Source organism: Pantoea sp. X-Soil-TKNS-1279 (assembly GCF_059730565.1).
The window spans coordinates 2923382-2936358 of the sequence record NZ_AP035948.1 but is presented as its reverse complement, the minus strand read 5'-3'; the positions used below and the strand labels follow the sequence as shown (position 1 = coordinate 2936358).

11 protein-coding genes are annotated in these 12977 nt (G+C 52.7%); 2 read left to right on the top strand and 9 right to left on the bottom strand.

What is annotated here, in order from left to right; genetic code table 11:
* Window positions 1–6 precede the first annotated feature (6 nt).
* Both AC6I8N_RS13725 and AC6I8N_RS13720 read left to right on the top strand, forming a co-directional pair.
* On the top strand, window positions 7–1203 hold the full coding sequence (locus AC6I8N_RS13725; protein WP_497829287.1) for a Bcr/CflA family multidrug efflux MFS transporter: 1197 nt from the start codon (window positions 7–9) through the stop codon (window positions 1201–1203).
* 364 nt (window positions 1204–1567) lie between these two features.
* Window positions 1568–1894 (top strand): YejG family protein, encoded by a 327-nt coding sequence (locus tag AC6I8N_RS13720; RefSeq protein ID WP_021185021.1) that lies wholly within the window; start codon window positions 1568–1570, stop codon window positions 1892–1894.
* Here the strand turns inward: AC6I8N_RS13720 and yejF are convergent.
* The 9 genes from yejF to yeiP form a co-directional block, all read right to left on the bottom strand.
* Window positions 1891–3480: a microcin C ABC transporter ATP-binding protein YejF gene (gene yejF / locus AC6I8N_RS13715; RefSeq protein WP_497829286.1), complete on the bottom strand. Its 1590-nt coding sequence runs from the start codon at window positions 3478–3480 to the stop codon at window positions 1891–1893. The genes AC6I8N_RS13720 and yejF overlap by 4 nt on opposite strands.
* Window positions 3481–4503, bottom strand: coding sequence for an ABC transporter permease (locus AC6I8N_RS13710; protein ID WP_021185019.1), 1023 nt, complete (start codon window positions 4501–4503; stop codon window positions 3481–3483). It lies immediately after the preceding gene.
* Window positions 4503–5597, bottom strand: coding sequence for a microcin C ABC transporter permease YejB (locus AC6I8N_RS13705; RefSeq protein WP_208723951.1), 1095 nt, complete (start codon window positions 5595–5597; stop codon window positions 4503–4505). The genes AC6I8N_RS13710 and AC6I8N_RS13705 overlap by 1 nt, the downstream gene beginning before the upstream one ends.
* Before the next feature lie 10 nt (window positions 5598–5607).
* Complete coding sequence (locus AC6I8N_RS13700) at window positions 5608–7416, bottom strand: extracellular solute-binding protein (protein ID WP_497829285.1); 1809 nt, start codon at window positions 7414–7416, stop codon at window positions 5608–5610.
* Between the two features lie 65 nt (window positions 7417–7481).
* Entirely contained in the window at window positions 7482–9050 is a 1569-nt protein-coding gene (pdeN, locus tag AC6I8N_RS13695; RefSeq protein WP_497829284.1) for a cyclic di-3',5'-guanosine monophosphate phosphodiesterase PdeN, read from the bottom strand.
* Between the two features lie 298 nt (window positions 9051–9348).
* A complete protein-coding gene (gene mepS, locus AC6I8N_RS13690) occupies window positions 9349–9924 on the bottom strand; it encodes a bifunctional murein DD-endopeptidase/murein LD-carboxypeptidase (RefSeq protein ID WP_013509814.1) in 576 nt (191 codons plus the stop codon).
* A 516-nt stretch (window positions 9925–10440) separates the two neighbouring features.
* On the bottom strand, window positions 10441–11148 hold the full coding sequence (locus tag AC6I8N_RS13685; protein WP_208723954.1) for a phosphatase PAP2 family protein: 708 nt from the start codon (window positions 11146–11148) through the stop codon (window positions 10441–10443).
* Between the two features lie 44 nt (window positions 11149–11192).
* The gene (locus AC6I8N_RS13680; RefSeq protein WP_497829283.1) at window positions 11193–12167 is read right to left on the bottom strand and encodes a CobW family GTP-binding protein; all 975 of its coding nucleotides are present in this window, start codon (window positions 12165–12167) and stop codon (window positions 11193–11195) included.
* A gap of 109 nt (window positions 12168–12276) precedes the next feature.
* A complete protein-coding gene (gene yeiP, locus AC6I8N_RS13675; protein WP_021185013.1) occupies window positions 12277–12849 on the bottom strand; it encodes an elongation factor P-like protein YeiP in 573 nt (190 codons plus the stop codon).
* Window positions 12850–12977: the final 128 nt, after the last annotated feature.

The window sequence follows — 12977 nt, the reverse complement described above, 5'->3', positions numbered from 1 at the left end:
CATGTGGTGCCAAAGGAAAAGAATTCACCGGTCGGGTTAGTGGTTATTCTCGGATTGCTGGCGATGCTGATGCCGCTTTCCATCGACATGTATCTGCCCGCTATGCCGCAAATTGCCCGCCAGTTTGCTGTTTCGTCTGGCAGCGTACAGATGACGTTAAACCTGTATATCTTCGGCTTTGCGATTGGTCAGTTGGTGTATGGTCCACTGGCCGACAGCTATGGCCGTAAACCGGTGATTGCCCTTGGCACCTTGATTTTTGCCTGTGCGGCGGCGGCATGTGCGTTGTCGCAAACTATTGATCAACTGATCTTCATGCGTTTTCTGCACGGGCTGTCAGCTGCGGCGGCCAGTGTGGTGATAAACGCCCTGATGCGTGACAGCTACTCGAAAGAGGATTTCTCGCGCATGATGTCGTTCGTGATGCTGATCACCACCATTGCCCCCTTGATGGCACCGATTATCGGCGGCTGGTTGTTGCTGTTATGGAGCTGGCACGCCATCTTCTGGACACTGTCGATTGCCGCTATTGTCACCACGGTGCTGGTGGTCACGCAAATCCGCGAGACGCTAAAACCGGAGCAGCGCCAGCGTTTTCACCTGCGTACCACGCTGGGGAATTTTGTCGCATTGTTCCGCCATAAACGTGCCTTCAGCTATATGCTGGCGAGCGGATTCTCCTTTGCCGGATTGTTTGCTTTCCTCAATGCCGGTCCCTTTGTTTACATCGAGGTGAACCACGTCTCGCCGCAGAATTTTGGTTACTACTTTGGCCTCAACGTGGTGTTCCTGTTTGTGATGACGTTGATCAACAGCCGTGCCGTGCGCCGCTTTGGGCCACTGGCCATGTTTCGCATTGGTCTGCTAATCCAGTTCTGCATGGGGATTTGGCTGCTGGTGGTGAGCGCGCTTAACCTCGGTTTTCTGCCGCTGGTACTGGGAGTAGCGATGTTTATCGGCTGCGTCTCAACGGTATCTTCCAACGCGATGGCGGTGGTGCTGGATGAGTTTCCACATATGGCTGGCACGGCATCCTCGTTGGCGGGCACCTTACGTTTCGGTGTCGGTGCGCTGGTTGGGGCATTGTTGTCAATGATCAATGTCAGTAGCGCCTGGCCGATGGTGGCGACTATCGCGCTGTGCGCCACCGTTTCAATTGCGTTGTTCAGTTACGCTTCACGACCCCGCCACGCCAGCGCCTGACCTGTTAACTTCCTCCAACTCGTAGCAGCGCGATTTATCGCGCTGTTCTGCAATTTGCGCGATAAATCACGTCGCTACGGTTTATGTAATACCTTTTCTGTTTGTAATGTTTCCATATTGTGAAAATTAATAAGTAAAAAAGTAACGTTATTGCGTCTAAAATGATTGTTAACTGCCGCCGAACAGGGTACATATAGCGATAAATGCGAGCAAACTCGCAAATAATAACTCTGCTACATGCTTTGTGTTTAAAACGAGAAGGCTAACCTTGACGTCCGTATTCTGAGTTAACCAGGAAAAAGGATTCACTGCGTGTGCGCCGTTCGTTGTGAATAACGTTAACGTCTCTGGGGATTACGTATCTATGCTGCAACTTTCCGTTGTGCATCGTCTGCCGCAACATTACCGCTGGTCGCTTGATCATGCTGGTGAGATTGAGCGCCAGGAATCTGCCGATGCTGAAAATGACCAGGATCTGGTGGCGTTACGCCTGCTTAGCCACGACGGCCATCCGGCAATGGAGATTCTGCGTCAGTTGCAGGATACGCTGGCGCAGATTCAGGTTGAGTGCAAGATCGCCCAATGTGAAGGGCAGCCCTGCCTGTTGATCCAGCGTGGTGACGAAAGCGCCACGAATTGCTGCCTGAAGAATCAGGGTGTCGCCATCGCGGAAACCTTTGACGGTCATTAAATCAGGCTTTCAACCTGCGCGGATGCCAACAGCTGCCGCGTATATTCCTGCTGTGGCGCATCAAATAGCGCATCACATTCACCTTGCTCCACCACCTCTCCCTGGCGCAGCACAATCAGCTGATGGCACAGGGCGCGCACCACCTGCAAATCGTGGCTGATAAACAGATAAGCCAGCTGATGTTGTTGCTGTAAACGACGTAGCAGGCTAAGTATCTGTTTTTGCACCGAGCGATCGAGTGATGAGGTCGGCTCATCCAACACCATCAGTTGTGGCTCAAGAATTAACGCCCGCGCAATAGCAATGCGCTGACGCTGGCCGCCGGAAAATTCAGCCGGATAGCGTGTACGGCTTGCCGCATCCAGTCCGACCTCCTCCATTACCGCTATCACTTTGGCTTCCTGCTCGGCGGCGCTGAGAGAGGGGCGATGTACTGCCAGGCCTTCGGCGATAATCTGCTGCACCGTCATCCGTGGGTTAAGTGACGAGTTAGGATCCTGAAACACCACCTGAATTTTTTCCCGCAACGGTAACAACTGCTTCGCTGACAACTGATGCAACGGTTGATTATCGAACCAGATTTCCCCACGCGCCGCAATCAGGCGCAGCAGTGCCAGCCCGGTGGTGCTTTTGCCGGAGCCGGACTCACCCACCAGACCAAGACTTTCGCCGCGCCGCAAGGTAAAACTCAGATCCTGCACCGCCGTTTTCTCCGCCACGGTACGTTTTAGCAGGCCACGGCGCACCGGAAAGCCGACATGCAGATTCTTTACCTGCAACAGCGGGAGAGTGTCGCTGAGAGGGGCGGGCCTGCCATCTGGCTCCGCTGCCAGCAATTCTCGGGTATAGGCGTGCTGTGGCTGGTTGAACAGCGCAGCGCAGCGGTTATGTTCGACTTCCCGGCCATTGCGCATCACGGTGACGCTATGTGCCAGCTGACGCACAATGTTGAGGTTGTGGGTGATAAACAGCATCCCCATATTCAACTCGCGTTGCAACTCGCGCAGCAGTTGCAGGATCTGCGCCTGTACCGTGACATCCAGTGCGGTGGTTGGCTCATCGGCAATCAGCAATTTTGGTTGAGTCAGCAGCGCCATCGCAATCATGACGCGCTGGCGTTCACCGCCGGAGAGTTGATGAGGGAAATCCTGCAAACGCGTGGCGGCCTGGCGGATGCCAACACGATCAAGGCAGCTAAGGATCTCCGCCCGTGCCGCTTCACGCCGCATCCCCCGATGCAGCGACAGCACCTCATACAACTGCTTTTCTACGCTGTGCAGCGGATTGAGCGATACCATTGGCTCCTGGAAAATCATCGCCATCTGGTTGCCGCGCAAGCCACGCAACGTGCGTTCGTTGGCCTGCAACAGGTTCTGCCCATTAAACAGAATCTCGCCCTGTGGATAGCTGACCGGCGGCTGCGGCAGCAAGCGCATAATCGACAGCGCGGTGACACTTTTCCCAGAACCGGATTCGCCGACCAACGCCAGGGTTTCACCCGCATCAATGCGCAGCGAAATATCCTCCACCACGGTACGTTGTTGAAACGCAACAGCGAGGTGATTGACGGTCAGTAAGTTGCTCATTTAGCTCCCCCGGCTTGGATCAAAGGCATCGCGTACCGCTTCACCAATAAAAATCAGCAGCGACAGCAAAATGGCCAACGCAAAAAAGCCCGATAACCCGAGCCACGGCGCCTGCAAATTATTCTTACCCTGCAACAGCAGCTCGCCCAGCGACGGTGAACCCACCGGCAGACCAAAGCCAAGGAAATCGAGTGAGGTCAGCGTGGTGATCGACCCGCACAGAATAAAGGGCAAAAAGGTTAAGGTGGCGACCATCGCGTTAGGTAGCATATGGCGCAACATAATGCGGCTGTCACTGACGCCCAGCGCGCGTGCTGCACGAATATAGTCAAAGTTGCGGGTGCGTAGAAATTCTGCCCGGACCACGCTGACCAGACTCATCCAGCCAAACACCACCGTCACCAGCAACAGCCACCAGAAACCCGGCTGAATGACGCTGGAAAGTAAGATTAATAAAAACAACGATGGCATGCCGGACCACACTTCAATCAAGCGCTGCCCGACTAAATCGACGCGTCCGCCGAAATACCCCTGCACCGCGCCGACCACGATGCCAATCACGCTGGAGAACAGCGTCAGCAGCAGACCAAACAGCAACGAAATCCGCGTGCCATACAACAGGCGGGCCAACACATCGCCGCCGTTAGCATCGGTGCCGAGCCAGTTCTGCGTCGATGGAGGAGAAGGGAAGGGGACATTGGTTGCAAAGTTGATGGTGCTGTCACTGAAACGAATCGGTGCCCAAATGGCCCAGCCTTGTTGAGCAAGGCGTTGTTTCAGCCACGGGTCCTGATAATCCGCCGGGGTCGAAAAATCCCCGCCATAATCGCTTTCGCTGTAGTTAAACAGCAGCGGAACATACCAGCGCTGCTGATAATGCACCAGCAACGGTTTATCGTTAGCCAGTAACTCGGCACCCAGCGACAGCAGGAAAATAATCAGGAAAATCCACAGCGACCAGTAACCCCGTCGATTGTGGCGAAAACGCTGCCAGCGCTGCTGGTTTAATGGGGACAAGCGCATCAGCGACCCTCAAAATCAATGCGTGGATCGACCAGGGTGTAGGTCAAATCACTGAGAATATTCATCAGCAGGCCAATCAGCGTGAAAATATACAACGTGCCAAACATCACCGGATAATCACGTTGGATGGTGGCATCGTAGCCCAACAGACCAAGGCCATTAAGGGAGAACATCACCTCAATCAGCACCGAACTGGTGAAGAACATGCTGATGAACGTGGCGGGAAAACCGGCAATGACCAACAGCATGGCGTTGCGGAACACATGGCCATACAGGATGCGTTTTTCATCAAGGCCCTTGGCGCGTGCGGTCACTACATATTGTTTGCGGATTTCATCGAGAAAAGAGTTTTTGGTCAGCATGGTCAGGGTGGCAAAACCGCCAATCACCGTCGCCAGCACCGGCAGCGTAATATGCCACAGGTAATCGGTAATTTTGCCGTACCACGGCAGGCTGTCGAATTGGGGTGATGTCAGGCCGCGCAGTGGGAACCAGTCGAGATAGCTGCCCCCGGCAAATAACACAATTAAAATCACGCCGAACAGAAACGCCGGAATCGAGTAACCAATAATGATAAAGCTGCTGCTCCAGATATCAAAAGCGCTGCCGTTACGGACCGCTTTCTTGATACCGAGCGGAATGGACACCAGATAAATGATTAACGTGCTCCATAACCCAAGGCTGATGGAGACCGGCAAACTTTCTTTGATTAACTGAAGCACCGACGAACTGCGGAACAGGCTGTCGCCAAAATCGAAGCGCACGTAATTCCACAGCATCTCCACATAGCGTTGCCACATCGGCTTATCGAAACCGTAGCGCTTTTTGATCTCGGCAATCACTTCAGGGTCAAGGCCGCGTGCGCCGCGATACTGACTATCGCCGGGATTATCACGGCTTAGCGCACCACGCGCTCCGCCACTGTCGCCGGCTGGCGCGCCGGGTATCCCACTACTGTGACCAAACTGAATATTCGCCAGCGCCTGATCCACAGGTCCACCCGGTGCGATTTGGACGATAAAAAAGTTGAGCGTGATAATGGCCCACAAGGTGGGGATGATCAGCAGTAATCTGCGCAGGAAATAAGCACCCAAACCGCACTCCTCAGCGTCGATCGGCCGGCAAACGCGCGGCTTTGTTCACATCGTACCACCAGTTTTCCAGCCCGGTGGCGAAGGCGGGCTTGATTTCGGGGTGCGAGAATTTATTCCAGTATGCCAGCCGTTGTTCGGCGTTGTACCACATCGGGATCATATAGGCGCGCCACAGCAGGATGCGATCCAGCGCCTGACCGAGCGGCAGCAGCGCTTTCTCATTGCCCTGATCCGCGACTATCTGTTGCACGAAGTGATCAACAACCGGATCTTTCACCCGCGCGGTGTTCCAGGTTGATTCGATATATTCAGACTGCCAGATGGTTTGCAGATCGGTCGATGGCCACGGCATCGCGTAATAGGTTGATGGCGTCATATCGTAATCACCGTGGCGCAGGCGACGCAGATATTGTGAGCTGTCTACCTGACGCAGGGAGGCCTGAATGCCCAGTCGCGCCAGACTGTGCTGGAACGGTAGGGTCCAGTCATTGTTTGAACCGCTGTTCAGCAGTAGCTCAAAGCGGAATGGCTGACCGGTTTTCGAATTGACCAACTGCTGGTTTTTAATCTCCCAACCGGCTTCTTTCAGCAGGTTCATGGCTTTCAGCAAATTGTCACGATCGAAACCGCTACCATCGGAGCGGGGGGGCGCATACTCATTGGTAAACACTTCCGGCGGCAGCTCGCTTTTGTAAGGTGCCAGCAAAATCAGTTGTGCGGCATCGGGGTAACCTTTTGCCGCATACGCGGTGTTCTGAAAGTAGCTGCTGGAGCGTTTATACGCACCGTAGAACAACGCCTTATTCATCCATTCAAAATCAAAAGCAAGGCTTATCGCCTGACGTACCCGTAAATCCTGAAACAATGGCTTTTCATTATTGAATGCCAGCCAACTGGTATTGGTGGAGACATCATTCGGCGTGACCTGTTTGACGATGGCGTGGTTGTCAAAATTGCGGCCACGATATTGCGTTGCCCATTTCTTGGCGGAACCTTCAAGACGCAGGTCAAAGGCACCGGCTTTAAAGGCCTCAAACGCCACATTATCGTCGAGATAGTAGTCATAACGGATAGTGTCGAAATTAAAACGACCGCGATTCACCGGAAGATTGGCGGCCCAGTAATTTTTCACCCGGCTGTACTGAATAAACTGCCCGGATTTATACGACGTGACGCGATAAGGGCCACTGGCAAGGGGGGGATAACCAATGGGTTCGTTGAATTTTTTATCCTGCCAGAATTTTTGCGGCAACACCGGCAGCGTCAGCCAACTGAGGGCTAAGTCTTTATCCGGCTTGGGCAGATCAATCCGCACCGTGAGGCGGTTCAGCGCTTTGACTTCAACGCCGCGAAATGCCACGCGGAACTGCGGCACACCTTCGGTCATAAATTTCTGAAAGGTGAAGGCGACATCCTGCGCGGTAATCGGCGTGCCATCCTGGAATTGCGCGTGTGGGTTAATGGACACTTCCATCCAGTGGAAATCGCTGGGATAGCGAGCGGATTCAGCAATCAGGGGATAGTAACTGGCTGGCTCATCATCGGAGGTGGTGAACAGACCGTCGTACAGCGTATCGGTCGCAGCGCCGGGATTGCCGCGCGAAGCGTAACGGTTGAAGTTGTCAAAGGTGCCGATCACCGCCAGCGTTAGCTTGCCACCTTTCGGCGCTGCCGGGTTGGCGTAATCATAATGGGTGAAGTTCACCTCATATTTTGGATCGCCCAGCTTGGCGAAGGCATAGCTTTCGTTGATGGTTTCCGCATGTACTGACGACATGACACAGCCAATCAATAACGCTGTGATTAAACGAAGCAGCATAAGAGGGACGCTCTCCTTTCGTTATCCGCACCTTATGGTAGCAGTTTCATGACGTTCGCGTGACGTTAACCCGCAGCAGCCAGTTGCTGCTGATAATAATTCACCAGATTCTCCGGTTTCAGCGGGCGGCTAAACAGATAACCCTGCAAATGCGTCACCCCCCGATTAACCAGCCAGGCTGCCTGGTCACCGGTTTCCACCCCTTCTGCCACGGTTTTCAGATTGAGTTTTCTTGCCAGCAGTAGCACTGCATCCAGCACTGGTGACGTGACGGTTTCGGTACCGATGCTTTGTACAAAACCACGGTCAATCTTCAGATAGTCGAAGGGATATTTTTCGAGGTAAATCAGGGCGCTGTGTCCGGTGCCAAAATCATCAATCGCAATCTTGATGTCGTTATCATGCAACCAGGCAAAGATTTCACCTGCGTTTTTCTCCTTCACCATGGTGCGTTCAGTAATCTCAAACACATAGTTGAAGTGATTGGGCGGCATGTCGGCAATCCAGTCCTGCACATCACGTCGGAAACTGTCGGAAGCGAGGTGCAATGGTGACAGGTTGAGACCCATGCGGGTGCCACGCGGTAATTGATGACACATCTCATGAGCATCACGCGCGACCAATTTAAACAGATGACGGGTGAGGGGGATAATCAGGTTTTGGGCTTCAGCGTAGCTGATAAATGCATCGGGCGGGATCATGCCTTCGCTCGGATGAGTCCAGCGTAGCAGGGCTTCCACACCGTAGGGTTTGCCGTCTTGTGCGGTGACCAGCGGCTGATACTCAACGTGAAACTGACCTCGTTTGATGCCCTGCATAATCTCTTTGCTGGGGTGTTGATGAATCGTCAACAGCAACCAGCAGGCACCACCCACCAGCAGTGAAAATAATATGCCGCTGAGAACAATCAGGTGATAATCCGGTGCGGCGAGGGTGGAGCCAAACAGGACAAACTGCATGGTGCCCTGATTAAACGTAATACTTGCCAGAGAGGGGGGTAAATCGCTTACGTGCACCACTTGGTTACTGCTGCTTAATATAGCCCGATCACCGACTATCAGCGCCATGCCGGTGATTTCTGGATGGTAAGAGGCCAGTAGCTGGTAAGGCGTAAGGCTGAGGTTCATGGTAGTGAGAATGCCGGTTTCTTCGTTGCCGGGATTTTTCATCCACAATACCAGCGCCGGTTTTTTGGGTTGCAGCGGCGTGCCTTCCATTAAGCGCAGATCGCTGTCGCGCTCCAGTTCTGATTCCGGGGAGATATCCCCCACCGGCAACAGGAAGGCCCCGGTGGCGGATGAACAATAGGCGTTACCATGACGCACCAACAGGATGGCACGAATATTACCGGCGAAGGCGGCGCGTGAGGTAAGCTCGCGACCAACGCTGTTGCACTCCAGTTGGGTGTATTGCTGAAGTGGATAAAGGGTATTGACCAGAGTTGTCATCACCTGTTGTAAATCGTCCCGACTATGAGACAACAGCAACGTATGCTGCTGAACTCTTTTTTGCCAGGTCATCGTTAACAGGACAGTGACAAACAACAGAAAGAACACGGCGCCGACGATCACGCTGCTCCAGGCGATTCGGCGCGAATAGGTTGCATGACGTTTCAACGTCCCCGACAGTGGCATGGAGTGAATTCCCCTTGTCTTGCCATTTTATTATGTTAACCGCGCACTACTGCTATCTGGTGTCTTCCCGTCTTCCGTCTGGTTGCTGCTGCGTCTTTCGCCGCTGTGCAACCCGATTTGATGAGGGTAGGTAAGTGAACGAGAATATAACGAGAGCGCGAGAAAAGTCTCGTTATATTTCTGATTCTCAATTACTTTTTATCGATTCTGAGGGAGAAAAAAACGACAGGCGAAAAAAAACGCTGCCGGGGCAGCGTCTTCTGATTCTCTGGCTGAGAGGATCTTCAAAGGGGATTGATTAGCTGGGATTACGCCCTAAAACACGCCGTGCTTCACGGTAACGTGCCTTCCAGTAACTCTCGTTGAGACTGGAGATCATCACACCACTGCTGGTGGATGCGTGTACAAAATTATCATTACCCAGATAGATGCCGACATGGCGACCGGTTGAACCGGCGCGGAACAGCACTAAATCACCAGGGCGCAGTTTTGTACGAGAGACCTGCTTACCGGTATCTTCCTGTTCATAAGTTGAACGCGGAAGATCTAACCCAAACTGCTCACGAAAGGTGCGCTGAACAAAAGCGGAACAATCGATGCCGCGCTTGGTATCACCGCCTAAGCGATAACGCACGCCTTTCCAGTCATCGTATTGGTCCATGATGCGGGATTTGATATCCACATTCCGCACCATCTGTTCGAATTCATCCTGAGACGCCTGAAGTAAAAAACCATTCTGGTTGTTAACTTCATGATTCTCGTTATTCGCGTTCTGCCCGTTATGGGTACTGCTACATGCTGATAAGAGTGTTGCTAATGCTACTGCCGGAATAATCCGTCTGAGGTATCTCAGTATTGGTTGAGACTTGACCATTATGGGTGTTTTCCTTCGAAATCCTTACGACAAAATGTCGCCAGCCAGATGACAAAACGAGTCGAGATTAATAAGAGCGACCAGCTAAGACAATTCCTTAATTACTAAAATGTGTTAATGCACACATTTTTGTTGCCTTCGGAACCACATTTTATGCTGTTCAGCTACTGATTGCGTTTGAGGTTAACCGATTACAGACCGCGTGGCGAGTGCTTTTATATAAATTTTTATAGGTTTTTTCGATGTGAAATCAATCTGTAACACAATGGCTACTTTATCGACAACTGGCAGCGATTAAACAGGGAAATAGCGGCAGGATCAGGGGCTAATTCTGGCGTTAAGGCCTATTTTAAGAGGGTTCTGACTGGACAGATTAAGAAAAAGCCTGGTCTACAACAGATCACACCATAATCTTTTCTTTTTACTGATAACTACTTAGCGAGCTAATAATCTATTTAAGGTTTCATTAAGCGCGAGCGATCACTATTTTGTTGTTTGATCACTCGCGCTAAACAATTACGCTTGCGGCTTATATTTACCCGGCAAGCTTCGATACAACCAGTTAACTAATTTGTCACTGGCCGGCGTTAATAACCACCAGCTCAGGCCCACCAGTACGACGGACAGGGAACCGACAGCGATATCAGTGAACCAATGCGCACCGGCCATTACACGCGGCAAACCAAACACGAATACGATCACCAAACCCACCAGGAAAGCGCGGAAGCCGAAATAGCGCCACATAAAGCAGGCAAAGATAATCAGCATCATACCGTGGTCGCCAGGGAAGCTATCGCTGGATGCATCTTTAGCGGGAATGCCAGTCAGTTCGCTGACGCGATGGACGTTTTCAAAGAACAGCGTCGGGCTGACGTGTTGCACGGGCAGCAGATGACCCAGTTGGTTCAGCACCACCGCAGTCAGTAGCATGGTGACGCCGATTGCCAACATCCGGCGACGGCCCTGCGGTGTTTCGCGACGCCAGAACCACAGATAGAGCAGCCCCATTGCCAGCAGTGACACCAGGTCAAAACCGCGAAAGTTGGTGATCGCCACCAAAATCGCAAAGCCGTGGTGTACCACCATCTGATCGTTGAAGCCAAAGAAGATGGCTTTATCAAGCCCAAACCAGAAGCCGTGGTCGGGCGGCAAATACCAGGAAAAGAAAATCACCACACCCAGCACATTCAACAGCAGGATGGTGAGAAGACGAGAAGCGCGCATAGTTCAACTCAAAAAAAGAAAAATAACGAGGAAACCTACCGCAGTTATTTTAAACGAATCTTCAACAAACCGGACTGCAAAATGTTCCAGTCGACGGGCTGATGGTGGATTAATTCAATGCGACTATCAGGTGGTGTAGTGGGACGCGTTTCAATAAACAGGTCCTCACCCTGACGATTAATGGTGACCAATCCGTCAGGCGTACGCAGCACGCCTTTCACCCTGTCCACTGGCGCAAGCCGCGCCCATTCAAGGGCTGGGAGGGTATCGAACACCGTGTCAGCATCGAAAATCCAGCCGCAGGAAGCATAACCCTGACCATCATTTAGCGCGCGTCGCCAGCGCGCCTGACCATCAAGTTTCAGCGCCGCCAGCCCTTGCGGGCGAGATTCTGGGTGGTGATGTTGTGCTTGGGGAACCGCACGATCCGCCAAACCCTGTTGCCTGAGTAGCGCGGGATCGATCTGGCCCAAGGCCGCTTCTACCCACTGACGATCGCCAAGGTTTTGCTGTTTCCAGGCAGCAAGTCGTTGCCGATCCTCTGCATGCCAACGGTCACTTTTGGTTGCAACCACGATATCGGCGGCACTGAGTTGATCGCGGAAGTTTTCATTCTGCACAATGCGTTCGTCAGCCAGATGCCGCGGATCGAGCAGCGTTAGCGTAGCATCAACCTGTAACCAGGGTTGATAGACGGCAGCGCGTAGCATATCAAGTAATTGTCGGGGATGGCCCAACCCGGTAGGTTCAATCAGCAGGCGGTCAGGTTTGGTTTGCTTCAGCAGCATATTCAGGCCAACCTGCAATGGCAGGCCGTTGACGCAGCACATACAACCGCCAGGGATCTCCTTGAGCGTGGCTCCGCGATCGGCAAGCAGCGCGCCATCAATGCCAATTTCGCCAAACTCATTCACCAGCACTGCCCAATTTTCGCCGGCTGGCTTATTGGCGAGTAGATGCAGCAGGGCGGTGGTTTTGCCGCTGCCGAGAAATCCGGTAATCAGATTTACATGCGTCACAATTCTGCCTCAATCATCGAGAACAACGTGCGCAGGAGAACACTCCCCGGCGCAGCCAACAGATTGTTATACTATAACATTTGTGACGCGCCGGACAGTCAGGGTGTGCTTAATCAGCACGTCCCATATAACGACGTTCCGCGATATGAATGCGGATGCGTTCGCCATTACTGAGATATTCCGGAACCTGGATAACCAGACCTGTGCTCATTCCGGCGGGTTTGGTGCGCGCGCTGGCAGAAGCGCCTTTGATGCCCGGTGATGTGTCAACAATTTCCAGGTCAACGGTTTGTGGCAGTTCCAGTGCCAGCAACTGACCATCCATCGTCAGTACCTGCATGCCAGGCATACCGCCTTCAGGAATAAACAGCAGCTCTTCTTCAATCTGCTCTTTTTTGAAGGTGTATGGCGTGTAATCTTCATCATCCATAAACACGTATTCGTCACCATCTATATAAGAGAAGGAGACAAAGCGACGGGTCAGGGTGATCGCTTCCAGAATATCGTCGCCTTTGAAGCGTTCTTCCACTTTCATGCCGGTACGCACGTCGGTAAAACGCATCTTGTACAGGGTCGACGCGCCACGCGCGCTGGGGCTTTGAATATCGATGTCTTTCACCAGCAGCAGTTTGCCATTCCAGGTGACAGCCATCCCTTTTTTAACTTCGTTTGCCTTTGGCATCGTGTGTTACTCGCTAAGAGAGAATTGATCGCGCCACGTTACCCGCGCCGGTAAAAACAGGCAAGCGGACTGGCGCAAATTTTCCCATCTTGTAGGGAATTCGGGCATATTGTGTAGCGGCGCGATTT

Excerpts from the sequence above, each read along its gene's own strand:
- AC6I8N_RS13700 (WP_497829285.1), bottom strand. The coding sequence starts at position 7,416 with ATGCTGCTTCGTTTAATCACAGCGTTATTGATTGGCTGTGTCATGTCG.
- mepS (WP_013509814.1), bottom strand. The coding sequence starts at position 9,924 with ATGGTCAAGTCTCAACCAATACTGAGATACCTCAGACGGATTATTCCG.
- yejF (WP_497829286.1), bottom strand. The coding sequence starts at position 3,480 with ATGAGCAACTTACTGACCGTCAATCACCTCGCTGTTGCGTTTCAACAA.
- yeiP (WP_021185013.1), bottom strand. The coding sequence starts at position 12,849 with ATGCCAAAGGCAAACGAAGTTAAAAAAGGGATGGCTGTCACCTGGAAT.
- AC6I8N_RS13720 (WP_021185021.1), top strand. The coding sequence starts at position 1,568 with ATGCTGCAACTTTCCGTTGTGCATCGTCTGCCGCAACATTACCGCTGG.
- AC6I8N_RS13685 (WP_208723954.1), bottom strand. The coding sequence starts at position 11,148 with ATGCGCGCTTCTCGTCTTCTCACCATCCTGCTGTTGAATGTGCTGGGT.
- AC6I8N_RS13710 (WP_021185019.1), bottom strand. The coding sequence starts at position 4,503 with ATGCGCTTGTCCCCATTAAACCAGCAGCGCTGGCAGCGTTTTCGCCAC.
- pdeN (WP_497829284.1), bottom strand. The coding sequence starts at position 9,050 with ATGCCACTGTCGGGGACGTTGAAACGTCATGCAACCTATTCGCGCCGA.